Below are 22,863 nucleotides of genomic sequence, written 5' to 3' on the forward strand. Positions count from 1 at the left end.
CGGCCGCTGGCGACCCCACGGAGGTAGACAATGGCGCGAACCCCACGAACCGCGGCCCTGCTCGCCTTCCTGACCGCCGTCACACTCGGCGTGGCGGCGTGCAGCAGTGAAGGCGGCAAGCAGGAGGAGGAGTCGAGCAACGGCGGCAACGCCGGTGTCGCCGACACTCCCCGTCTCACGATCGCGATGGTCACGCACGAGGTGCCCGGCGATACCTTCTGGGACCTCATCCGCAAGGGCGCCGAGGCCGCGGCGGCCAAGGACAACGTCGAACTGAAGTACTCCAACAACCCGGAGGCGCCGGAGCAGGCCAACCTGGTGCAGAACGCGGTCGACAGCAAGGTGAACGGCATCGCGATCACCCTCGCGAAGCCGGACGCGATGAAGGACGTGGTGGCCAAGGCGACGGCGGCGAACATTCCGGTGGTCGCGTTCAACGCCGGCGTCGACAACTGGAAGAGCATGGGCGTGCTCCAGTTCTTCGGGCAGGCCGAGAGCGTCGCCGGTGAGGCCGTCGGGCAGCGCCTGGCGCAGGAGGGCGCCAAGAAGGTGCTCTGCGTGATCCAGGAGCAGGGGCACGTCGCGCTGGAGGCCCGGTGCGCGGGCGTCAAGAAGGGTTTCGGCGCCGCAGGCACGGTCGAGAACCTCAACGTGAACAGCAAGGACATGCCGTCGGTGAAGAGCACCATCACGGCGAAGCTCCAGCAGGACAAGGGCGTCGACCACGTGGTGGCGCTCGGTGCTCCGATCGCCCTGACCGCCGTCGACTCCGCCAAGGAGGCCGGCAGTTCGGCGCGGGTCGTCACGTTCGACACCAACAAGGAGCTGGTCAACTCCATCAAGTCGGACGGCGTCAAGTGGGCCGTCGACCAGCAGCCGTACCTCCAGGGCTACCTGGCGATCGACTCGCTGTGGCTGTACCTGACCAACGGCAACACCATCGGTGGTGGCCAGACCGTCTACACCGGACCTTCCTTCGTGGACAAGTCCAACATCGAGGCCATCGCCGAGTACGCCAACCGAGGCACTCGATGAGTTCGACGAGCACTGCCGCGGCTGAGCGGGCGGTGCCCGAGCGGGTGGCACGTGCCTCCCTCGCGCACCGCCTGCTCGCCCGGCCGGAGCTGGGGTCGCTGGTCGGCGCCATCGCGATCTTCATCTTCTTCTTCGTGATCGCCGACCCGTTCCGCCAGACCTCGTCGATGGCCACCGTGCTGTATGTCAGCTCGACCATCGGCATCATGGCGGTGCCCGTGGCGCTGTTGATGATCGGCGGCGAGTTCGACCTGTCAGCGGGCGTCAACGTCACGGCCTCGTCGCTGTTCGCCGCGATGCTCAGCTTCCAGCTCAGCCTCAACGTGTGGGCCGGCGTGCTGGTGTCGCTGGTGTTCGCGCTGGGGATCGGCTTCCTGAACGGGTTCCTCGTGATGACCACGAAGATCCCCAGTTTCCTCGTGACCCTTGGCACGTTCCTGATGCTCCAGGGCGCGAACATCGCGATCACCAAGCAGGTCAGCGGACAGGTGGCCACCGACAACATCTCCGACATGGACGGGTTCTCCTCGGCCCGGCGGGTCTTCGCGTCGTCGTTCGAGGTGGGCGGCGTGAGCATCCGGGTCACGGTGCTGTGGTGGCTGCTGTTCGTCGCCATCGGCACCTGGATCCTGCTGCGCACCCGGTTCGGAAACTGGATTTTCGCGGTGGGCGGCAATGTGGACAGCGCGCGGGCCGTCGGCGTGCCCGTGCGGCAGACGAAGATCGCACTGTTCATGGGCGTCGGGCTGTGCGCCTGGTTCATGGGCATGCACCGGCTGTTCGCGTTCAACACCGTGCAGTCCGGCGAGGGCGTCGGCAACGAGTTCATCTACATCATCGCGGCGGTCATCGGCGGGTGCCTGCTGACCGGTGGGTACGGCTCGGCGATCGGGGCCGCGTTCGGCGCGCTCATCTTCGGCATGACCAACCAGGGCATCGTGTACGCCGGGTGGGAAGCCGACTGGTTCAAGTTCTTCCTCGGCATCATGCTGCTCTTCGCAACCGTGCTTAACATGTGGGTCCGGCGATTGGCGGTGCATCCCGGGCGGGCGCCTCGCGCCTCCGCCCGGATGCAGGCAAGGCGGCAGCCATGACTCTCATCGAAATGTCCAACGTGGGCAAGCAGTATGGCAACATCGTCGCGTTGCACGACATCTCCTTGCGGGTCAACGCCGGTGAGATCACGTGTGTACTCGGCGACAACGGCGCCGGCAAGTCCACATTGATCAAGATCATGTCTGGACTGCACCGGCACGACTCGGGAGAGATGCGGGTCGACGGCGAGCCCAAGCACTTCGGCTCGCCCCGAGAAGCGCTCGACCGTGGTATCGCCACCGTGTACCAGGACCTCGCCGTCGTCGCGCTGATGCCCGTGTGGCGAAACTTCTTCCTCGGCAGCGAGCTGCGCAAGGGGCCGCTCAAGGTGCTCGACATCGACACCATGCGCCGCACCACCCGCGACGAACTGGCCCGCATGGGCATCCGCCTGGGCGACGTCGAGCAGCCCATCGGCCAGCTCTCCGGCGGCGAACGGCAGTGCGTGGCCATCGCGCGAGCCATCCACTTCGGAGCCCGGGTGCTGATCCTCGACGAGCCGACCGCCGCGCTCGGCGTCAAGCAGTCCGGTGTGGTGCTCAAGTACGTCGCCGCCGCCCGGGACGCCGGGCTCGGCGTCGTGTTCATCACCCACAACCCGCACCACGCGTACCTCGTGGGCGACCATTTCATCCTGCTCAACCGGGGCCGGATGCGGCTGGACTGCAAGCGGGCCGAGATCAGCCTGGACGACCTGACCCGCGAGATGGCCGGCGGCGACGAGCTGACCGCCCTCACCCACGAACTCGAGCGGACCTGAGGGAGAGCAAGGTATGAGTGTAAGAGTCGGCGTCATCGGCACCGGGAGCATCGGTGCCGAGCACGTCCGGCGGCTCGCGCAGCAGGTATCGGGCGCCGAGGTGAGCGCGGTGTTCGACGTCGATCGGGAACGCGCCGTCGCGGTGGGCGCCCCGGTCGGTGCGGCCGTCCACCTCGCCGCGCACGACGTCATCGATGATCCGGCCGTCGATGCGGTGCTCATCGCCTCGCCCGGCGACCTGCACGCCGAGCAGGTGCTCGCGTGCGTCGCGGCGGGTAAGCCGGTGCTGTGCGAGAAGCCGCTCGCCACCACGGCCGAGTCGGCGCTCAAGGTGGTCGAGGCGGAGGCGGCGCGTGGCCGCCCGCTGGTGCGGGTCGGCTTCATGCGCCGGCACGATTTCGGGTACCGGCAGGTCAAGGCGGTCCTCGATGGCGGCGGCATCGGCGAGCCACTGCTGATGCACTGCGTGCACCGCAATGCCTCTGTGCCGCCGTGGTTCACCAGCGAGATGTCGCTGACCGACTCGGTCGTACACGAAATAGACGCCGCGCGGTGGCTGCTCGGCGCGGAAATCGTCGCGGCGACCGTGGTCGCCGTCAGGTCCAGCCCGCTGGCCGGCGGCGCCCGCGACCCGCAAATCGTGCTTCTGGAGACCGCCGCAGGCGTGGTCGTCGAGGTCGAAAGCTTCGTTAATTGCCAGTATGGATACGACGTGCGCTGCGAGGTGGTGGGCAGCACTGGTACGGTCTCGCTCGACACCCCGAGCACTGGCGCGGTGACGCGCGGCGGGGGCCGCACCCAACCGCTGCCGGACGACTGGCGCAGCCGGTTCGGCCAGGCATACCTGGACGAGCTGCAGGCGTGGGTCGACGGCCGGCCGGGTGGCGCGACCGCCTGGGACGGTTACGCGGCCACCGCCGTCGCGGAAGCGTGCCTTCGATCCCTTGCCACCGGCGCCCGCAGTACGGTGACGCTGGCCGACGCACCAACCGGTAGTCCGCAGTGAAGGAGCCCGTCGTGAACCCCGTAGGCCAGCTCATCCGGGTCGACCGGTCGAGCCCCGTGCCGCTGTACTTCCAAGTGGCGCAGCGGCTGGAGGAGCTGATCGAGTCGGGTCAGCTCACCCCGGGCACCCGCCTGGAAAACGAGATCGCGCTCGCCGACCAGCTGGGCCTGTCCCGGCCCACCATGCGGCAGGCGATCCAGTACCTGGTCGACAAGGGACTGCTGGTGCGCAAGCGCGGCGTCGGCACCCAGGTCGTGCACGCGAAGGTGCGCCGCACGGTAGAGCTGACCAGCCTGTACGACGACCTGCACCGCACCCATCAGCAGCCGCGCACCGAGGTGCTGTCGTTCGGCGAGACCGCGGCGCCGGACGAGGTGGCGGTGGCGCTGGCCCTGCCCCCAGGTGCGCCGGTGCTCGCGATCGAGCGCCTGCGGTACGCCCAGGGCGAGCCGCTGGCCGTGATGCGCAACTACCTGCCGTTCGGGCTGCTGCAGATCAGCGCCGAAGATCTGGCGAAGCACGGGCTGTATCAGGTGATGCGGTCGGCGGGCATCAACCTGCGCCTCGCCGATCAGACGATCGGCGCGCGTAAGGCCACCGCGGCCGAGGCCAAGGCGCTCGGCGAGGCGCGCGGTGCGCCGCTGCTCACGATGATTCGCACCGCGTACGACGACGCCGGGCGGGCGGTCGAGTACGGCCACCACGCCTATCGGGCGTCGCTGTACAGCTTCGAGCTGACGTTAGTCGCGCGCTGAGATCTGCTGGATCGACCACGCGTTGCCGTCGGGGTCGCTCAGGTGGACGAACCCCTCGTTGTCGAGGTTGTCGTCATCGCGGGCGGGGCGCGTCGTCCCTTCCCGGGTGTGGAGCTGGATTTCGGTCAGGTCGACGCCCCGCTCCACCAGCTCGGCGCGCGCCTTGCGCAGGTCGGCGACGACCAGCTGCAGGCCCTTGAGCGAGCCGGGCGGCATGTCGTTCATGCCCTTGCTGATCACGATCGAGCAGCCCGAGCCCGGCGGCGTCAGCTGGACGATGCGCACCCCGTCGCTGATCTTCGTGTCGTGGTCGACTGCGAAGCCGAGCTGGTCGGCGTAGAACGCCTTGGCACGGTCCACATCGGAGACCGGTACGACGACGACTTCCAGTGTCCAGTTCATGATGTCCCCTTCTGGTTTGTGCCGGTGAGCACCTCGTCGAGTCGCTCGTACGCCTCCGCGACACCGCGCCGCATCGGATACCGGAGCACGATGTCGCGAGCCTCCGGCGACGGGTACAGGATCGTGCTGGTGATCGTCGTCGCGCTCGGCTTCTCCGCCACGAAGTCGTGGGTCACCAGCGCGACGCCCGGGTAGGACTGGTCGTCGAACAGCTCGGTAAAGACCAGCCGGCGGGGCGGGTCGACCTCACGGTAGACGCCGCGCTGCCCCATCCGGGCGCCCTCCGGCCCTTCCGATACGAACCGCCACGCCCCGTCGACCCGCAGGTCCACCTCGCACTCGACCAACGTCCAGCCCTTCGCCCCGTACCAGCGGCGCAACAGCTCCGGTTGGGTCCAGGCGTCGAAGACCAGTGGTCGCGGCGCTGCGAACCGCCGCGACATGACGATCGTCCGGTCCGTCGGCGTGGTCACGTGCAGAGTCACAATCCGCCTCCCTGGGTGCCGCCCTCGTCGGCCTGGAGCTCGCCGAGCAGGGCGTCGAGGTTGCGGTACCGCTCCTCCCAGAACTCCCGGTAGGTCTCCAGCCACTCGGTGGCCGCCCGCAGCGGGCGCGGCTCCAGCCGGCGTGGCCGGCGCTGCTGGTCGCGGCCCCGGGAGATGAGCCCGGCGCGCTCCAGCACCTTCAGGTGCTTGGAGATAGCCGGCTGGCTGATGTCGAACGGCGCCGCCAGCTCAGACACCGTGGCCTCGCCGGCGGCGAGCCGGGCGAGGATCGCACGCCGCGTCGGGTCGGCCAGCGCCGCGAACGTGGTGTCGAGCCCATAACCGCTCGGTTTCATAACTAACAGGTTATCTGGGGTGAAGGCCAGCCTGTCAAGAACCGGCCGGATGATCGGTTAAGGTCAGGCCCGTGAGTGTCTGGAAGAGCGAGGCGCCGGTCGGCGGGCGGATCCTGGAGTACAACCCGGAGCTCGACGGCGAGGCCGACCCCGGTGAGGTCGTGTGGACCTGGGTTGCCTATGAAGACCTGCCCGACCAGGGCAAGGACCGGCCCGTGCTGGTGGCCGGCCGGCAGGGGCGCATGCTGCTCGGTCTCATGCTCTCCAGCAACGAGGAGCGCGACGGGGATCGGCACTGGTTCGGGCTCGGCCCCGGCGCCTGGGACCGCCAGGAGCGCCCAAGCTGGGTCCGCCTGGACCGCGTCCTGGAGGTGGACGAGGACGGCATCCGCCGCGAGGGCTGCATCCTCGACCCGCACCGCTTCGCCGAGGTCGCGGCCGTCCTGAAGAACCGCTACGGCTGGCTAACCTAAGTCGATCGCTCCCGCGCCCCGGCGTGGGCGCCGACCAAGGGCTTTCGCATCGATCAAGGGCAGATGCACGTGGATCGGAGATCAAAGCACGTGCGTTTGCCCTTGATCGGCGAGGAGAGGGCTAGAGGCGGGTCAGGGTGAGAAGCGCGGGGGCGCGGTTGCGGGCGGCGAAAGCCGCCACGCGGGACGCGTAGCGGCTTTCGCCCAGCGCCGCCGCTAGGACGGCGTCGCTGGCGCAGCCGATCGCGTCGTAGCGTTCGACCGCCGCGTTCAGGTGGTCGGTCGCCGCCGCCCGGTCGCCGCGTGACAAGGCCTGTCCGGCGGTCACCATCGCCTCGGCGGCGGCCACCCATCGGGTACGCCGCGGGGCGGTGTCGACGACCGCCGCCACGGTGCCGGCCGCTTCGGGCACCAGGACCGCCGTGTGCGCCGCCGCGGGCAGCCACTCCATCGTCAGTGCGGTGGGCGTCTCACGCCACACGCTGGCCAGCTCGGTGAGCAGCTCGGCCGCCTTGTCCGAGTCGCCGGCCAGGGCGCAGCAGAGCGCACCGTGCGCGGTGGCGTTGAAGCGGAGCCTGGCGAACCCGGAGTCGCGCGCCACCGCCAGGCCGCGCGCCACATCTTCCCCGGCGGGCAGGCCGCACAGGATACGCAGCCAGGCGCGGCGGCCGCGCAGTTGGAGATCCCAGTCGGTGGTGTCGGCGCCCTCCCCGTCGAGGTAGGCGTCGGCGGCCTGGAGCAGCGTGATCCAGTCGCCTTCGAAGTAGGCCAGCTCGGCCTCCTCCGAGTGGCTAGGCACGAACCGCAGCTGTCCACCCTGGACCGTCTGGCTTTCCCGCTCCAGTTCGGCCGCGCGCGGCAGGTCGCCCTCCTCCTGCACGAAGGTGGCCAGGTTGTGGCCGGCCCGTCGCAGCGTCGGCAGCCCCTGGGCGCGGCACGTCTCGACCACCCGCTCCATGTCGGACAGTGCGCTGGCGTCGCCGGCCACGTACCGGGCCGCGTACTCGGTGACCAGCGCGTGCACGGTGGCGTCGGCGAGTCCGAGCCGCGACGCCAGCGCGTGTGCCGTGCGGGCCGCCGTGATCGCCGCGCCGGTCTGGTAGTCCATCAGGTGCAGGCGGGCCAGCTCGGCGTACGCCTCGGTGGTGTCGGCGCTGTCGGGCATCCGCGCGAATAGCGCCACCGCGCGGTCGAGGTGCTCACGGGCCTTGGTGCGCTCGGCGCGCATCGACTCGGCCTGCCCGAGCAGCGTCTCGGCGCCCGCCTCGCCCGGAAGGTCGCCCGCGTCGCGCATCCGGTCGGCCAGCCGGGCCACGTCCTTGACGCCCTCGTCGCGGTAGAAGCGGTCGCCGTCCACGAGGAACCGCAGCCGGTGGTGCAGCAACTCGGTGGCCCGCCGTCCAGCCGGCTCGTGGTCGAGGGGCCAGACGTTGAGCGCCTGCTCGACGTATCCGAGAGCGGCGTCCACGGCGTACACGGAGTAGGCGGCCTCGGCGGCGGCCCGCAGCGCCGCGCGGGCGGCCTCGGCGTCGGCGGCCGTGTCCTCACCGAGGCTCTCGGCCAGCGACAGCGCCTCGATCCGGTGGCGGGCGACGGCGGTGGCCAGGTCGTGCCGGCCGCCGATCGACACCCGCTCCAGCCAACCCGCCGCGCGCCGGTGCAGCGCCGCGCGCATCGCCCGCGGCAGCCGCCGGTACGCCACCTCGCGCACCAGTTGGTGCTGGAATCCCAGCTCGCTCTCCCCGGCCACTGTGGACAGTGTGCCGGCGGCGAGGATGTCGCGCTGCTGCAACCGGTGCAGCACCCGGGCCACGTCGCCGTCACCCAGGTCGAGCATGGCCGCGACCGCACCCGGCCACACCCGGTCACCCAGGACAGCCGCGGCGCCCAGCACCCGGCGGCCGGCGTTGTCGAGCAGGTCGATGCGGTTGGCGATGACGCCGTGCACGGTCTCCGGAACGTCCAACTCGCCCTCGATCGTGGGCGCCGGGTCGCCCTGCCGCTCGGCGAGCATCCGCACGTACTCGATGGCGTACATCGGGTTGCCGCCGGTGATCTCGGCGAGCCTTTCGACGTACTCCTCAGGCATGGACTGCTGGCGCAGCAGCGTCGACACCAGCGTGCGCATCTCGGGCGGGCGCAGCCGCGCCAGCGAGGCGGTGAGCATGCCGGGCAGCCCGGATGGCCAGGCCGGCTGCTGGTCGAGCAGCTCCGGCCGGTATGTGCACAGGACGAACAGCGGTGCGTCGCCGCCCGCCTCGACCAGGTCGGCGAGGAACCGCAGCAGCGCCGGGTCGGCGTAGTGCAGGTCTTCGACGACCAGCGCGGTCGGGAGGTGCCGGGCCAGGGCGAGCAGCGCGTCACGCCACGCCGCCTCGATCTCACCCGGCCGCACCGCACGGCCCGGCAACCCCGCGAGCGGGGCGACCAGGCGGATCAGCCGTTCCCGGTCGTCGGCCGGCAACGCGTCGCCGAGCGCGGCGGTGAGCCGGTCTCTGGTGGTGTCCGGGTCGTCGGTGTCCAGGACGCCCGCCTCGGCCTTGACGATCTCGGCGAGCGCGTCGTACGTGCCGCCCGCCCCGTACGGCAGGCAGCGCCCCACCCGCCAGCGCACCAGCAGGTCACCGGCGTCGTGGACGCGACGGAACAGCTCGCGCACCAGGCGGCTCTTGCCCAGCCCGTGGGCGCCCACCACCGACACCAGCTGCGCCCGTCGCTCCGACACCGACCGGGTCAGCGCCGCCATCAGCAGGTCCAACTCGGACCGGCGACCAATCAGCGGCGTGCCCTCGTCGTCGACCACCTGCGGCCGGTGCGCCGACGCCTGCGCCAGCCACACCTCCACCGGCCGCGCCTTACCGGCCACCGTGAGGTGGGCAGGCTCGTCCGCGTACCGGATGGAACCGACCGTGGCCCGGTGCGTGGCCGCGGACACCAGCACCCCACCGGGCGGCGCGTGCGACTGCAGGCGCGAAGCCGTTGCGACCACGTCGCCGGAGACGAGCGCCTCGCCGCCGTTGCGGGCGGCGGCCAGGTCGACCAGCGCCTCGCCGGTCGCGACGCCGACCCGCGCGCGCATCCGGTACCGGCCCGCCAGGGGCCGCTCGTCCAGCTCGCGCTGCAGCTCCAGCCCCGCGAACACCGCGCGGTACCCGTCGTGCTCGGTCTCCACCGGCACGCCGAAGACCGCCATGACCGCGTCGCCGATGTACTTCTCCACCACCCCGCCGTATCGCCGGATCACCTCGCGGGCCGTGGTGAAGTAGTCGATCTGCAGGCGGCGCAGGTCTTCCGGGTCGAGACTCTCGGCCATCTGCGTGAAGCCCTTGAGGTCGACGAAGAGCACGTTGACCGTGCGGCGCTCCTCGCGGGGCGCCTCCGAACCACCCAGTTGCGCGCCACAGGTGGTGCAGAAGCTCAAGCCGGGTGCGATGGTGGCATCGCAGGAGGGGCAGCGGGCGTGCAGGGCCGTGCCGCACCGGCCGCAGAAGCGGTGGCCCGGATCGGTGGGCGCCCCGCACTGCGGGCAACCGTCCTGCTCAACACTCAATGTCCTCGACCGTCCCAGGGCCTGTATCAAGGTGGATACTGAGCTGCGGCGGGCCCAGCCGCCGCCTGGACTCCGCCTCGCTCCGGCCTCCACCTTGATGCAGACCCAGTGCGACCGTGTCGGGGTCCCGACGCGACGGCGGCGCCCGCGCGCAAGACGCCACTAGAGTACGCCGTGTCAACACAAAGTCATTTTGTGTCAGGGGAGGTCCGAAATCATGGCCGATTCGAGCGCCGAAACCGACGGCAAGGGCGCCCCGCCCGCGGGTAAGGGCGTCGGGAGCGAGCCCAAGGACGGTAAGGGCGTTGGCACACCCGACAAGGGCAAGGGCGTCGGTTCCGAGCCGGCGGGCACCAGCGACAACTGACGTGCCAGCGTGAGCGGGGTGCCTCTCGGGGCGCCCCGCTCAGCTCTGCTCGTGCACCGGCGCAGGGATCAGCCGGCGCAGGGTGTCGCCGGGGCCGAGAAACCAGTGCGCCCCGGCGCACCGCACCCGGACGACCTCGACCGGGCCGTCGGTGCCGGTCGCCTGGCCGTACGGCGTCACGGTGGTCGGGAGCCCGCACTCCGGGCAGTCGTACAACATCGCAAAACCTCCACCTCCATTGCACGTTGCCCCTGCTACGAGGGCGTTACATGGCGTCGTGATACCGCTCACCTGGCATAGTTGGCCTGTGATCCCCGCCTCACCTCAGGACCTCGCGAAGGCGCTCGCTGAGGTCGGGTACCTCGCGGACGAGGGGCTCGCCATCGCCGGGCACCTGGCGTTGCGGCTGGGTAGGCCCCTGTTTCTCGAAGGCGACGCGGGTGTCGGCAAGACCGCCTTCGCCCAGGCGCTGGCCGACGCCACCGGCGCCCACTTCGTGCGGCTGCAGTGCTACGAAGGGCTGGACGCCTCGCAGGCGCTGTACGACTGGGACTTCCCGCGGCAGATCCTGCACCTGCGCACCGTCGAGGCGGCGGCCGTCGCAGCTGGCGACAAGCCGGACACCGCGGCGCTGGAGGCGAGCCTGTACGACCGGCGATTCCTCATCGCCCGCCCGTTGCTGGCGGCCCTCGAACGCACGCCGTCGGTGCTGCTGGTCGACGAGATCGACCGGGCCGACGACGAGTTCGAGGCCTTCCTGCTGGAGGTGCTGGCCGATGCCGCGATCACGATCCCGGAGCTCGGGCGCATCGCCGCCGAACGGCCGCCGCTGACCGTGCTGACCAGCAACCGCACGCGCGAGGTGCACGACGCGCTCAAGCGCCGCTGCCTGTACCACTGGGTCGAGCACCCCAGCGTGAAGCGCGAGGTGGCGATCCTGCGCTCCCGGCTGCCGGAGGTGACCGAACGGCTGGCCGCCGAGGTGGCGGAGGCGATCCGGCGGATGCGCGAGCTCGACCTGATCAAGCCGCCGGGGGTGGCCGAGGCGCTGGACTGGGCCAGCGCGCTGTCCGCGCTCGGCGCCGACGGGCTCGACCGGGACGTCGCGGCGGCCACGCTCGGCGCGGTGCTGAAGTACCGCGAGGACATCGAACGGGTGCGAGAGTCCGAACCATGGCGGACCTGACCGCCGTCCTTGTGGGCTTCGCCGAGACGTTGCGGCACGCGGGGGTCGAGGCGGTGGGGGAGCGGGTCGAGGCCATGATCGCCGCCGCTGGCGCGCTCCAGGTCAGCAGTCGGCGGGACGTGTACTGGGCGGGCCGGCTGACGTTGTGCGCCGAACCCGACGACCTGCCGGTCTACGATGCCGCGTTCACCGCGTACTTCGGTGGGCGGCTGCCTGCCCGCGTACCCGATCCGCAGCCCGCGGCCCGGAGCCGCCCGGCGGCGCTGTTCGGGTCGGTGCCCGGCGGCACCGCCACCGAGCCGGACGCCGCGACCCCGGTCGCGGCCAGCGACACCGAGGTGCTGCGACAGCGCGACATCGCCGCGCTGTCGGTGGCGGAGCGTGACGAGGTCCGCCGGCTGGTGGCGCTGCTGGCACCGGGCACCGCGCCGCGGCCCAGCCGGCGACACCGCCCCGCCCGCGCGGGCGGCGTCGACCCGGCGCGGACGGTCCGGCGGATGCTGCGGCACGCCGGCGAACCCACGCGGCTGGCGCGCCGCGACCACCGCGACAAGCCGCGCCGCCTGGTGCTGCTGGTTGACGTCTCCGGCTCGATGGCACCGTACGCGGACGCGCTGCTCCGCTTCGCGCACGCGGCGGTGCGCCGCCGGCCCACGCTGACCGAGGTGTTCACGCTGGGCACCCGGCTGACCCGGGTGACCCGGGCGCTTCGCCACCGGGATCCTGACGCGGCCCTGCGCGCGGCCGGTGGGGCGATCGCCGACTGGCACGGCGGCACCCGGCTCGCCGACGGGCTCAAGGCGTTTCTGGATCGGTGGGGCCAGCGCGGCACGGCACGCGGCGCCGTGGTGGTGCTGTGCAGTGACGGCTGGGAGCGCGGCGACCCGGCGCTGCTCGCGGCCCAGATGGCCCGGCTGTCCCGGCTGGCGTACCGGCTGGTGTGGGTCAATCCGCACCGGGGCAAGCCGGGGTACGCGCCGCTCGTGGCGGGCATGGCGGCCGCGCTGCCCTACCTGGACGAGTTCGTCGCCGGCCACAACCTGGCCACCCTCGAAGACCTGGTCCGAGTGATCTCCCGAGCCTGATCAGGAAAACAAACCGGAATTCGGGTCAGGCGCCGTCGTGGTCACCCACGGCTCCCAGCTGATCCAAAAAGTTGCGCGGGTTACGCCGAACCCCTTGCGGCAGACGGCCGCGAGGGATTGTCTGTGAGGTAGCGCGCACTCCTTTCCCGGGCGTGCGCCGGAGGCGATGCGGCCCGGGCTGCTCGTGCGCGCCCGGCCCCGGTCCGGTGCGGCCCGCACCTGGCCCCGTCCCGCCCGGGAGGGTTCATGACCCGGATCAGCATCACCGTCGACGGCATCCGCTACGACGACGACGTAGAGGCCCGCACCCTGCTCGTTCACCACCTGCGCGACCGGCTCGGCAAGGTCGGCACCGTGGTCGGCTGCGACACCAGCAACTGCGGCGCCTGCACGGTGCTCATGGCGCCTTCGGCGCCCAGCGAGGCGACAGCGGAGCGAGCATCGCAGGGAGCGCAGCGACCGACGAGCGGAGCAGAGCGCGCAGCCGAGCAATTGAGCAGAGCCGGTGCGGCCGTCAAGAGTTGCAACGTGCTCGCCGTCCAGGCGGACGGCACCGAGATCACCACCATCGAAGGGCTCGCCGGTGGCGACGGCTCGCTGCACCCGGTGCAGCAGGCGTTCCACGACCGGCACGCGCTCCAATGTGGCTTCTGCACCCCCGGGATGATCCTGGCCGCGGTGGACCTGCTGACCGAAAACCCGGATCCCAGCGACACGCAGATCCGGGAAGGCATCGAGGGCAACCTTTGCCGGTGCACCGGATACCAGAACATCGTGCACGCGGTGCGCGACGCGGCGACCGCGCTGCGCGGCGCCGAGGTCGCGGAGCCAGCGTCCGCAGTGGACGGCCAGATGCCGGGTACGCCCCAGGCGCCACCCGCGGTGCCGTCCGAGCCCGAGTCCGTACCCGTCGAGGCCGTGCCGCGGCCGGTGCCGTAAGGGAGGTCGGTTCGTGACCACTGTCCAGGAACGACCCGCCGGCGAGGTCGGCGCGGCACGCAAACGCAAGGAAGACGCTCGGCTCATCACCGGCCGGACGATGTGGACGGAGAACATCACGCTGCCGGGCATGCTGCACCTGGCGATCCTGCGCAGCCCGATGGCGCACGCCCGGGTCACCCGGGTCGACACGTCGGCGGCGCTGCGCGAGCCCGGCGTGGTGACGGCGTTCAGCGGCCGCGACGTGGCCGACACGCAGGGCAGCCTGCCGTGCGCGTGGCCGGTGACCGAAGACATGGTGCACCCCGACCACCCGCCACTGGCGGTCGACGAGGTGCGGCACGCAGGCGAGGCGGTCGCCGTCGTCGTGGCCCGCGACCGGGCCAGCGCGGTCGACGCGCTCGCCTCGATCGAGGTCGACTACGAGCCGCTGCCCGTCGTGCTCGACATGGAAGAGGCGCTCGCCGAAGACGCCCGGCTGGTGCACGCCGACAAGGGCACCAACAAGGCGTACACGTGGGTGTTCGACTCCGGCGAGGCCGGCACCGGCCAGGCCGTCGACGCGGCCTTCGCCGGCGCCGAGGTGGTTATCAAGCGCCGGTACATCCAGCAGCGGCTGATCCCCGCGTTCATGGAGCCGCGCAGCGTGGTCGTCGACCCGACCGGCGACCAGCACACCATCTGGTCGGCCACGCAGATCCCCCACATCCTGCGGGTGATGGTGGCGCTGGTGACCGGCATGCCGGAGCACAAGGTGCGGGTGGTGGCGCCAGACGTCGGCGGCGGGTTCGGCGGCAAGCTACAGGTCACCGCGGAGGAACTGATCGCGTTCATGGCGGCGCAGCGCGTTGGCAAGCCGGTCAAGTACACCGAGACCCGCTCCGACAGCCTGCTCTCCGCCCACCACGGGCGCGACCAGATCCAGGACCTCGAACTGGCCGCGCGGCGCGACGGCACGGTGCTCGGGCTGCGCGTCAACCTGCTCGCCAACATGGGCGCATACCTCGGCATCGTCACGCCGGGCGTGCCGTTGCTGGGCGCCTTCATGTATAACGCCATCTACAAGTTCCCGGCGTACCGCTTCGTGTGCACCGGCGTCTACACCAACACCACCACGACCGACGCCTACCGTGGGGCCGGGCGGCCCGAGGCCACGTACGCGATCGAGCGCCTGATGGACGAGCTGGCCGCCGAGCTCGACCTGGACCCGGTCGAGATACGCCGGCGCAACTGGATCGGGCACGACGAGTTCCCGTTCGACACCGTCGCCGGGCTGACCTACGACTCAGGCAACTACGAGGCCGCCACCGACAAGGCGCTCGCGCTGTTCGGATACGAGGAACTGCGGGCGGAGCAGGCTTCCCGCCGGGCGTCCGGCGACCCGGTGCAGTTGGGCATCGGCGTGTCCACATACACCGAGATGTGCGGCCTCGCCCCGTCGCGGGTACTGGGCGCCCTGCGGTACGCCGCGGGTGGCTGGGAGACCGCCAGCGTGCGGGTACTGCCCACCGGCAAGGTGGAGGTCGTCACCGGCACGTCTCCGCACGGGCAGGGCCACGAGACGGCGTGGAGCCAGATCGTCGCCGATCGGCTCGGTGTGCCTTTCGAAGATATAGAGGTGCTGCACGGCGACACCCGCACGTCGCACAAGGGACTCGACACGTACGGGTCGCGGTCGTTGGCCGTCGGCGGCATCGCGCTGGTCAACGCGTGCACCAAGGTGATCGACAAGGCCAGGCCGGTGGCGGCGCACCTGCTGGAGTGCGACGTGTCCGACCTGGAGTTCGCCGACGGGGCGTTCCGCGTGCGCGGCGCACCCTCGGACGCGGCCGGCAAGACGATCGCCGACTGCGCGTTCGCGGTGTTCGCCGCGCATGACATGCCGGACGGCGTCGAGCCGTCCGTCGACGCCGACGCCACGTACGACCCAGGCAACTTCTCGTTCCCGCACGGCACACACCTGTGCGCGACCGAGGTCGACACCGAGACCGGCCGCGTGACGATACGGTCCTATGTGGCCGTCGACGACGTGGGCCGGGTCATCAACCCGCTCATCGTCGAGGGCCAGGTGCACGGCGGCGTCGCGCAGGGCATCGCGCAGGCCCTCTTCGAGGAGGCCGTGTACGACAGCGAAGGCAACCTGCTCACCGGCACCTTCATCGACTACACGGTGCCGAGCGCGGTCGACCTGCCCGACATCGTCAGCGACCGCAACGAAACCCCCGCGCCGGACCACCCGCTCGGTGCCAAGGGCGTCGGCGAGGCTGGCACGATCGCGTCGACGCCGGCCGTCATCAACGCGATCGTCGACGCGCTGCGGCCGTACGGGGTGCGAGACATCCGGATGCCGGCCACCCCCGAGCGGGTGTGGCAGGCCCTGCAAGGGGGTGCGCGCTCATGATTCCGGTGTCGTTCGAATACGCGAAGCCGTCCACAGTAGATGACGCGGTGCGGGCGCTGACCGACGGTGGCGACGACGCCAAGGTGCTCGCCGGCGGCCAGAGCCTCATCCCGATGCTCCGCCTCCGGATGGCCGTGCCCACCCTGCTCGTCGACCTCGGCGGCCTGGGGGAGCTGCGCGGCGTCCGCGACGACGGCGACGCGTTGGTCGTCGGCGCGATGACCCGGCACGCCGACCTGCTGCGCGATCCCCTGGTGCGCGACCACGCGCCGCTGCTCGCTCAGGCCACCGAGACCGTGGCCGATCGGCAGGTGCGGCATCTGGGCACCATCGGCGGCTCCCTGTCGCACGCCGACCCGGCCGGTGATCTGCCCAGCGTGGCGATCGCGTTGGACGTCTCGTTCGAAGTGGTCGGCCCTGGCGGCTGGCGCACCATCCCCGCCGCCGACTTCTTCGTCGACTTCCTCACCACCTCCCTCGGCGACGGTGAGCTGCTCGCCGCGCTCCGGGTGCCCAAACAGGACGGTTGGGGAACCCACTACGAGAAGTTCAGCCGGGTGGCGCAGGCGTGGGCCATCGTCGGTGTGGCCGCGGCCGTCCGGCGGGAGAATGGCATGATCGCCGGGGCGCGGGTGGCCCTGACCAACATGGGTTCTCGCCCGGTGCGGGCCCGCGCCGTCGAGGAGGCTCTGGTCGGCGCATCGGCCACCGTCGACGCGGTCAGCTCCGCCGCCGGGCGAGCGGCCGAGGGCGCAGATCCACCGACGGATGTATGGGCGTCCGCGGCGTACCGCAGTCACCTGGCAACCGTGCTGACCCGTCGCGCCGTCGCGGCGGCAGGAGGCATCCATGCGTCTTGACCACAGCTTCACCGTGCCGGTGGACGTCGACGAGGCGTGGCGCGTCCTGCTGGACGTGCCACGTGTCGCGCCCTGCATGCCGGGGGCGGCGCTCACCGAGTTCGACGGCGAGGCGTTCACCGGCACGGTGAAGGTCAAGGTCGGACCGATCGTGTTGACGTACACCGGAAAGGGCCGCTTCGTCGAACGCGACGACGCGGCCCACCGGGTCGTCATCGAGGCCTCCGGGCGAGACACGCGGGCGGCGGGCACCGCGTCCGCGACGGTCACCGCCGTTCTGGTGCCGGACGGCGACCGGACCCGCGTCGAGGTCGCCACCGACCTGGTGGTGACCGGGCGTCCGGCGCAGTTCGGGCGCGGGATGCTGGCCGACGTGGGCGGGCGGCTGGTGGGCCAGTTCGCCGATTGCCTGGCGAGCGAGATCGCCGCACCCGTTCCGGACGCACCCCAGCCCGTCGTCCCCGACAGCCTCCCCGACCCCGCCGAGCCGAGCGAGCCCGCACCAGCCGAGGCCACCTCGACGCCGTCCGCGGACGGCATCGAAACGACGCCCGCCGCCATCCAGCCGGCGGCCACCGCGGTCTCGCCCGCAGCTGTCTTGCGGCCGGTCGAGCCGGAGCGGGAAGTCGAGCCGATCGACCTGCTCAAGCTCTCGGCGGGCACGCGCACCGCCCGGTACGCGGGCCTGGTCGGCCTCGCGGCCGTAGCGGCGGTCGCGACATGGTTCGTGATCCGCGCCCTACGCGGCTGACCTCACCCGCGCACGGCCGATGCTTGCCGACCACCCCGTCTGGGGGCGGCTAGGCCGTGCGGGTGTGCTCCAGCCAGGAGCTGTACGCGGACTCGAGCGCCGGGTTCGGGCGGGGGACGGTGTCGGGAGGGCAGGCGCGGTCGGGGAGTACGTTGGCGCCGACCGCGCGGGCGGCGAGCAGGGCCGCGCCGGTCGCGGACGCGCTGCGTACCTCCACGCGCCGCACGACCACGCCCAAGGCGTCCGCGAGCAGTTGGCGGACGAGCGGCTCGCGCCCGCCGCCTCCGGTCAGGCGTACCGCCGGCCCCAGCGGCCCGAGCAGTTCGGCCGCACGCCGCACGGCGAACACCATCGCCTCCACAGCAGCCCGAGCCAGTTCCAAACGGGTCGTGGACGCCCGCAGTCCCAGCCATCCGCCTCGGCTGGACGGACCGGCCAGGCCGCCGCGCTCGCCGGTCAGGAATGGCAGGAAGGTCACACCGCCGGCGCCGGCCGGCCCGGCGGCCGCCGCCTCCACCAGGTCGGCCCACGAGAATCCGAGCACGCCGCAGACCCAGTCCAGCGCGAGGCCCGCGTTCTGCACGGCGGCCATCGCGTACCAGCCCTCGTCGGCGGCCGCGTACAGGTGCGTGACCGGTGACGCCACCGGTTGCGGGGCGGCGACCCTGCGCAGCACCTGTGCCCCGGTGCCGAGGTTGATCTGGAAGTCGTCGACGGTGCCGACGGCCAGCAGCGCGGCGGGCGTGTCCGCGCAGCCGGCTATCACCGCGGCGTCGCCGTCCGAGCCGACGACCGTGTCCGGTGAGACCACCTCGGGCAGCAGGCGCGCGGGGATGTCGGCCGCCGCGACGGCGGCAGCGGACCAGTCGTCGCCAACCACGTCCCACAGGAGGGTGGCGGAGGCGTCGCTGCGTTCGGTCACGGGTGGGCCGGCGATGGTCAGCCGCAGGAAGTCCTTGGGCAGCAACAGGTGGGTGGCGCGCGCGACGGCGTCCGGTTCGTGTGCGGCCAGCCATGCCACGATCGGGCCGGTCATTCCGGGTGCCAGCGGGTTGGCGAGCCGGTCGCGGGCCGGGGCGGGGATGGCACCCCAGCGGTCGAGTTCGGCGGTGGCGCGCTGATCCGGCCAGAGCACGGCCGGCCGTACCGGTACACCTGACTCGTCACACAGGACGGCGCCGTGCATCTGGCCCGTCACACCGACCGCGGCGATGCTCGCGGGCGGCAAGGCCGCCCGCGCGGTCCGCAGCGTGGCCACCCACTCGGCCGGGTCGGTCTCCGCCCAGCCGGCGTGCGGCCGCCGCACCTCGTATCCAGCCTCGGCTTCCGCGACCAGCGAGCCGTCCGCGCCGAGCAAGGCGAGCTTGAGGCCGCTGGTGCCCAGGTCGACGCCCAGGAACGCGTTCGCAGTGCCTCCAGGTTTGCTCGGTCGGGCGGCGCTGAAGGCGACTCCCTCGCTCATGTCGCGAGCCGCGCCGCGCGCGCCTCCAGGTAGCGCTGCTCGGGCACGCTGCTGGTCCGCTTGGCGGCTAGCTGGTACTGGGCGCGGGCGGCCGCCGCGTCGCCGGTGATCTCCAGCAGGTGTGCCCGGGTCGCGGCGAGCCGGTGGTGGGAGGCGATCCGATCGTCGGAGTCGAGCGTGGCCAGCAGGTCGAGGCCGGCTCGGGGTCCCTTGACCATCGCGAGCGCGATCGCGTGGTTCAGGGTGACCATGGGGCCGGGCGCGACGCGTTCCAGTACCGAATAGAGGCCCAGGATCTGCGGCCAGTCGGTGTCGTCCGCGCGCGGCGCCTCGTCATGGACGGCCGCGATGGCGGCCTGGATCTGGTATGGGCCGATGGGAGCGCGGGCCAGCGTGTCCGTGATGAGCGCGACACCCTCCTCGATGTCGGGCCGGCTCCACAGGGCGCGGTCCTGCTCGGCGAGCGGCACCAGCGAGCCGTCGGGCCGGGTGCGTGCCGGCCGCCGTGCGTCGGTGAGCAGCATCAGCGCGAGCAGGCCGGCGACCTCGCCGTCGTCGGGCAGGGCCCGGTGCAGGCCGCGGGTGAGGCGGATCGCCTCTCGGGTCAGTTCGCCGCGGTGCAGGTCCGGACCGGAGGTCGCGGTGTAGCCCTCGTTGAAGATGAGGTACAGGACGTGCAGCACCGCGCGCAGCCGCTCGGCGCGCTCGGGCTCGGGCGGCATCGTGAACTCGCTGCCCGTCGCCTTGACGCGCTGTTTGGCCCGGCTGATCCGTTGGGCCATCGTGGCCTCCGGCACCAGGAAGGCGTGCGCGATCTGCGCGGTGGTCAGGCCACCGACGGCGCGGAGGGTGAGGGCGATCTGTGACGCCGCGGTGAGCGACGGATGGCAGCACAGGAAGAGCAGGGTGAGCGTGTCGTCGTGTGCGGTCGGCTGGTCTTCGTAGGTCTCCTCGCCCATCGATGCCACGGTGGCCTCGCGGCGGCGCCGGGCCGCGTCGCTGCGGAACTGGTCGGTCAGCCGGCGGGAGGCGACGGTCACCAGCCATGCGCGCGGATTGTCGGGTATGCCCTCTTCGGGCCATTGGGTCGCGGCGCTCAGCAGCGCCTCCTGCACGGCGTCCTCGCACGCGTCGAACTGCCCGTACCGCCGGATGAGTATGCCCAGCACCTGCGGCGCCGCTTCCCGCAGCTGCTCCTCGACCCGTCCCATAGCGCACTACCCTAGGCGGATGGTGACGGTCGAGGACGTGCGACGGGTGGCCTTGACGCTGCCGCGCACCTCGGAGCATCTGATTCGCGACCGGGTCAAGTTCCGGGTGGGGCGGATCGTCTACGTGGCGTTCTCGCGCGACGAGACCACCATGGGGTTCGGCTTTCCCAAACAGGAGCGTGCCGCGCTGATCGCCGCCGAGCCGGAGAAGTTCTTCCCGCCGTCCCGCGCCGACGAGCGGTACCACTGGGTGCAGGCGTGGATGGCCGCCCTCGACGAAGACGAGATGCGTGAGCTGGTCATCGACGCGTGGCGGATGTGCGTGCCAAAAAGAGTGGCAGCCGAGTGGGAAGCGCGACAGGGTTAGCGGATGGATTTGATCATGCGCCCGATCTCGGGTCGCGACGAGCTGGACCTGTTCTGCCGGCTGACGTACACGCTCGACCACGAGCTGGCCGACGACCTCGACGCCGGGCGGCGACGCCCGGAGTGGATGTGGGTGGCACTGCGGGGTGACCAGCTCGTTGCGCGGGCCGCATGGTGGGGCGATCCGGACCCGGAGCTGCTCGACGTCTTCGACGTCGAGAGCGGCGCCGTCGACGAGGGGATCGCGCTTCTTGAGGCCGCGCTCGGTGCCGTCGTACCGGCTGGTGGCACCCCGCCGGAGTACATCCGGTTCGTGCCGCCGGACTGGCGGGAGCAGCCGGAGAGCCGGCGCGTGGTCGAGGAGCGGCTGGCTGCGGTCGCCCGGATAGGCGCGCAGCCCCTGGTGGAGCGGCTGCGGCTGGAGTGGCGGCCCGGCACGCCGATCGCCGAGCCGAGCGGGCGGCTGCTCTTCCGCCAGACGCAGGGCCGCGACGAGATGATCGAGCTGATGGCGCGGGTGCTCGACGGCACCCTCGACGCGCACGGCCTCGACGACCTCACCCACATGACGCCCGCCGAATCGGCCGCCGCGCACTTCGACCGGGAGCTGGCGACGTACCGCAGCCCGCGGGAGTGGTGGCGGGTCGCGACGCTGCCGGATGGCGAGCCGGTCGGCTTCGTCACGCCTGGGCGCAACGCGTACAACCCCGTCATCGGGTATATCGCGGTGCTGCCCGAGCATCGCGGCAACGGGTACGTCGACGAGCTGCTGGCCGAAGGTACCCGTGTCCTGGCCGCCGAAGGCGTGCCGCGCGTCCGCGCGGCGACCGACGTCGGCAACGTCCCGATGGCCGCGGCTTTCGCGCGGGCCGGTTATGTCACGTTCGAGCGGTCGGTCAACTGGACGTGGGACCCAGCTCGGTAAAGAGCGTGACGTGCAGGCCGGCGGGGGCGTCGAGGCGGGCGTTGAGCGAGTTCCACGGCGTGAGCGTGGGCTCGGCGACCACGGTGGCGCCCTCCTCGGCCAGCGCGGCGGTCTTCGCGGTCGCGTCGTCGACCTCGAAGCAGAGCCGGATGTGGCCGGCCACCCGCCGCCCGACCTCGACCTCGTCGACGTAGTCGGCGTGGTTGGGATCGGCCAGCTCCAGCGTGGCGCGGCCGGCGTCGAGGATCGTGACCCGCCCGTCCTCCGACGAGAACGCCGCCTCCTCGGGCATGCCGAGCACGTCCCGATAGAAGCGGAGGGCGGCGTCGTAGTCGTCGGCCGTCACCACGATGCGGAGCTGCCGGACGTGCGCGTTGTCGCTCATCGGACCAAGGGTAGGGCGGCGCGCGCCGCGATCACGAGGGCGCCCGCGAGCGGCGCGTCGAACGGGTGCCGGGCCACCAGCACCTCCGGCGGGAACGGCACTGCTCGCCGCAGCACGGCGGCCAGCCGGGGCACCAGCACGACCGCCTGCCCGACCAGCCCGCCGGCCAGCACCACGCGGTCCGGGTCGAGGGCGACGCACAGGTTGGCGACGTGGGTGGCCAGGGCTTCGACGGCCGCGTCGACCACCGCGGCGACCGCCGGGTGGGTGGGGGCCAGCGCGAACGCCTCGGCGGCGTCCACCGGGCGGCCGAGCACGGCGGAGGCGTTGGCGCCGATGGCCTGTCCCGAGACGATCTCCTCCAGCGGGGCGTGGCCGTCGGCGTACGCGGACGGGTGGCGGGGCCCGGGCAATTGGTACGCGATCTCGCCGGCGGCGCCGTGCGCGCCCTCGACCACCGCGCCGTCGACGACGAACGCCGCGGCAAGCCCGGTGCCGAGGTTGAGGTAGATGCCGGACCGGGTGCCGACGAGCGCGCCGGTGGCGCTCTCGGCGAGGGCGCCGGCCTTGACGTCGTTCATGACCGCCACCGGTACGCCGGGGAACGCCGCCGCGAACGTCTCGCGCAGCCGCAGCGTCTCCCAGCCAGGGTTGTTGGGCGCGAGCGCGACGCCGTCCTCGCGGATGACGCCGGGACAGACGACGCCCACGCCGGCAAGCGGCGCTGGGTCGGCCTCGACCAGTTCGCGCGCGGCCCGGATGATCCGGTCGACGACGGCGGTGACGCCTTCCGTGGCGGCGGTGGGGCGCTGCGTTTCGTGGAGCCGGTTTCCCGCCGCCGCGGTCGCTATCGCCACCTTTGTTCCGCCGATGTCGATGCCGAGCACCTGGCCTGTCATGCGCCGCCGCCCGCCGCCGCCCCGGAGTCGAGGAACCTGTGAGGGCGCGCCGCGGGGCGGCGGCTTTCGGCGCCCGAGCCGCCCGAGCGGAGCGCGGGCCAGCGAACGC

Annotated in this window: 24 protein-coding genes; 15 read left to right on the forward strand and 9 right to left on the reverse strand. The window is 71.9% G+C overall.

Annotated elements, in window-relative coordinates:
- Positions 1–30: 30 nt before the first annotated feature.
- Genes V6V89_RS30320 through V6V89_RS30340 form a run of 5 tightly spaced genes read left to right on the forward strand, consistent with a single transcriptional unit; the run spans position 31 to position 4,651 of the window.
- Positions 31–1,035: a substrate-binding domain-containing protein gene (locus V6V89_RS30320; protein WP_334622913.1), complete on the forward strand. Its 1,005-nt coding sequence runs from the start codon at positions 31–33 to the stop codon at positions 1,033–1,035.
- A complete protein-coding gene (locus tag V6V89_RS30325) occupies positions 1,032–2,129 on the forward strand; it encodes an ABC transporter permease (protein WP_334622914.1) in 1,098 nt (365 codons plus the stop codon). The genes V6V89_RS30320 and V6V89_RS30325 overlap by 4 nt, the downstream gene beginning before the upstream one ends.
- On the forward strand, positions 2,126–2,890 hold the full coding sequence (locus tag V6V89_RS30330) for an ATP-binding cassette domain-containing protein (protein WP_334622915.1): 765 nt from the start codon (positions 2,126–2,128) through the stop codon (positions 2,888–2,890). Before V6V89_RS30325 ends, V6V89_RS30330 begins: the two co-directional genes overlap by 4 nt.
- A 13-nt stretch (positions 2,891–2,903) precedes the next feature.
- Positions 2,904–3,896: a Gfo/Idh/MocA family protein gene (locus V6V89_RS30335; protein ID WP_334622916.1), complete on the forward strand. Its 993-nt coding sequence runs from the start codon at positions 2,904–2,906 to the stop codon at positions 3,894–3,896.
- A gap of 11 nt (positions 3,897–3,907) precedes the next feature.
- On the forward strand, positions 3,908–4,651 hold the full coding sequence (locus V6V89_RS30340; RefSeq protein WP_334622917.1) for a GntR family transcriptional regulator: 744 nt from the start codon (positions 3,908–3,910) through the stop codon (positions 4,649–4,651).
- Here the strand turns inward: V6V89_RS30340 and V6V89_RS30345 are convergent.
- Genes V6V89_RS30345 through V6V89_RS30355 form a run of 3 tightly spaced genes read right to left on the reverse strand, consistent with a single transcriptional unit; the run spans position 4,637 to position 5,894 of the window.
- Positions 4,637–5,053: a VOC family protein gene (locus V6V89_RS30345; RefSeq protein ID WP_334622918.1), complete on the reverse strand. Its 417-nt coding sequence runs from the start codon at positions 5,051–5,053 to the stop codon at positions 4,637–4,639. The genes V6V89_RS30340 and V6V89_RS30345 overlap by 15 nt on opposite strands.
- Positions 5,050–5,496 (reverse strand): SRPBCC family protein, encoded by a 447-nt coding sequence (locus tag V6V89_RS30350; RefSeq protein ID WP_334622942.1) that lies wholly within the window; start codon positions 5,494–5,496, stop codon positions 5,050–5,052. The genes V6V89_RS30345 and V6V89_RS30350 overlap by 4 nt, the downstream gene beginning before the upstream one ends.
- A gap of 38 nt (positions 5,497–5,534) precedes the next feature.
- A complete protein-coding gene (locus tag V6V89_RS30355; protein WP_334622919.1) occupies positions 5,535–5,894 on the reverse strand; it encodes an ArsR/SmtB family transcription factor in 360 nt (119 codons plus the stop codon).
- 71 nt (positions 5,895–5,965) lie between these two features.
- Here V6V89_RS30355 and V6V89_RS30360 point away from each other — a divergent pair, with 71 nt between their 5' ends.
- Entirely contained in the window at positions 5,966–6,367 is a 402-nt protein-coding gene (locus V6V89_RS30360; RefSeq protein WP_334622920.1) for a type II toxin-antitoxin system PemK/MazF family toxin, read from the forward strand.
- A gap of 121 nt (positions 6,368–6,488) precedes the next feature.
- On the opposite strand, the gene V6V89_RS30365 is transcribed toward V6V89_RS30360, so the two are convergent.
- Positions 6,489–9,917 (reverse strand): ATP-binding protein, encoded by a 3,429-nt coding sequence (locus V6V89_RS30365; protein WP_334622921.1) that lies wholly within the window; start codon positions 9,915–9,917, stop codon positions 6,489–6,491.
- Positions 9,918–10,134: 217 nt separating this feature from the next.
- Here V6V89_RS30365 and V6V89_RS30370 point away from each other — a divergent pair, with 217 nt between their 5' ends.
- Positions 10,135–10,284 carry a hypothetical protein gene (locus V6V89_RS30370; protein WP_334622922.1) on the forward strand — a complete coding sequence of 50 codons (150 nt, stop codon included), beginning with the start codon at positions 10,135–10,137 and terminating at the stop codon, positions 10,282–10,284.
- A gap of 39 nt (positions 10,285–10,323) precedes the next feature.
- Here V6V89_RS30370 and V6V89_RS30375 read toward each other — a convergent pair whose 3' ends face one another.
- Complete coding sequence (locus tag V6V89_RS30375; RefSeq protein WP_334622923.1) at positions 10,324–10,503, reverse strand: hypothetical protein; 180 nt, start codon at positions 10,501–10,503, stop codon at positions 10,324–10,326.
- An 88-nt stretch (positions 10,504–10,591) separates the two neighbouring features.
- Here V6V89_RS30375 and V6V89_RS30380 point away from each other — a divergent pair, with 88 nt between their 5' ends.
- From V6V89_RS30380 to V6V89_RS30405, 6 genes are all read left to right on the forward strand, one after another.
- The gene (locus V6V89_RS30380) at positions 10,592–11,470 is read left to right on the forward strand and encodes an AAA family ATPase (protein WP_334622925.1); all 879 of its coding nucleotides are present in this window, start codon (positions 10,592–10,594) and stop codon (positions 11,468–11,470) included.
- A complete protein-coding gene (locus tag V6V89_RS30385; protein WP_334622926.1) occupies positions 11,458–12,555 on the forward strand; it encodes a vWA domain-containing protein in 1,098 nt (365 codons plus the stop codon). Before V6V89_RS30380 ends, V6V89_RS30385 begins: the two co-directional genes overlap by 13 nt.
- Before the next feature lie 246 nt (positions 12,556–12,801).
- On the forward strand, positions 12,802–13,494 hold the full coding sequence (locus V6V89_RS30390) for a (2Fe-2S)-binding protein (RefSeq protein WP_334622927.1): 693 nt from the start codon (positions 12,802–12,804) through the stop codon (positions 13,492–13,494).
- Between the two features lie 13 nt (positions 13,495–13,507).
- Positions 13,508–15,895, forward strand: coding sequence for a xanthine dehydrogenase family protein molybdopterin-binding subunit (locus V6V89_RS30395; RefSeq protein ID WP_334622929.1), 2,388 nt, complete (start codon positions 13,508–13,510; stop codon positions 15,893–15,895).
- Positions 15,892–16,755: an FAD binding domain-containing protein gene (locus V6V89_RS30400; RefSeq protein WP_334622930.1), complete on the forward strand. Its 864-nt coding sequence runs from the start codon at positions 15,892–15,894 to the stop codon at positions 16,753–16,755. Before V6V89_RS30395 ends, V6V89_RS30400 begins: the two co-directional genes overlap by 4 nt.
- Positions 16,745–17,506, forward strand: coding sequence for an SRPBCC family protein (locus V6V89_RS30405; RefSeq protein ID WP_334622931.1), 762 nt, complete (start codon positions 16,745–16,747; stop codon positions 17,504–17,506). The genes V6V89_RS30400 and V6V89_RS30405 overlap by 11 nt, the downstream gene beginning before the upstream one ends.
- Before the next feature lie 49 nt (positions 17,507–17,555).
- Here V6V89_RS30405 and V6V89_RS30410 read toward each other — a convergent pair whose 3' ends face one another.
- On the reverse strand, positions 17,556–18,968 hold the full coding sequence (locus V6V89_RS30410) for a xylulokinase (protein WP_334622933.1): 1,413 nt from the start codon (positions 18,966–18,968) through the stop codon (positions 17,556–17,558).
- Positions 18,965–20,179: an RNA polymerase sigma factor gene (locus V6V89_RS30415; protein WP_334622934.1), complete on the reverse strand. Its 1,215-nt coding sequence runs from the start codon at positions 20,177–20,179 to the stop codon at positions 18,965–18,967. The genes V6V89_RS30410 and V6V89_RS30415 overlap by 4 nt, the downstream gene beginning before the upstream one ends.
- Before the next feature lie 19 nt (positions 20,180–20,198).
- On the opposite strand from V6V89_RS30415, the gene V6V89_RS30420 reads away from it, so the two are divergent.
- Together V6V89_RS30420 and V6V89_RS30425 are read left to right on the forward strand one after the other, a co-directional pair.
- On the forward strand, positions 20,199–20,546 hold the full coding sequence (locus V6V89_RS30420) for an MmcQ/YjbR family DNA-binding protein (RefSeq protein WP_334622935.1): 348 nt from the start codon (positions 20,199–20,201) through the stop codon (positions 20,544–20,546).
- Between the two features lie 3 nt (positions 20,547–20,549).
- Entirely contained in the window at positions 20,550–21,470 is a 921-nt protein-coding gene (locus V6V89_RS30425; protein ID WP_334622936.1) for a GNAT family N-acetyltransferase, read from the forward strand.
- Here V6V89_RS30425 and V6V89_RS30430 read toward each other — a convergent pair.
- Positions 21,442–21,855: a VOC family protein gene (locus tag V6V89_RS30430; protein ID WP_334622938.1), complete on the reverse strand. Its 414-nt coding sequence runs from the start codon at positions 21,853–21,855 to the stop codon at positions 21,442–21,444. The two genes, V6V89_RS30425 and V6V89_RS30430, sit on opposite strands and share 29 nt — an antisense overlap.
- The gene (locus V6V89_RS30435; RefSeq protein ID WP_334622939.1) at positions 21,852–22,754 is read right to left on the reverse strand and encodes an ROK family protein; all 903 of its coding nucleotides are present in this window, start codon (positions 22,752–22,754) and stop codon (positions 21,852–21,854) included. The genes V6V89_RS30430 and V6V89_RS30435 overlap by 4 nt, the downstream gene beginning before the upstream one ends.
- Positions 22,755–22,863 lie beyond the last annotated feature (109 nt).

Source organism: Micromonospora sp. CPCC 206061 (assembly GCF_036906915.1).
Taxonomy (GTDB): domain Bacteria; phylum Actinomycetota; class Actinomycetes; order Mycobacteriales; family Micromonosporaceae; genus Phytohabitans.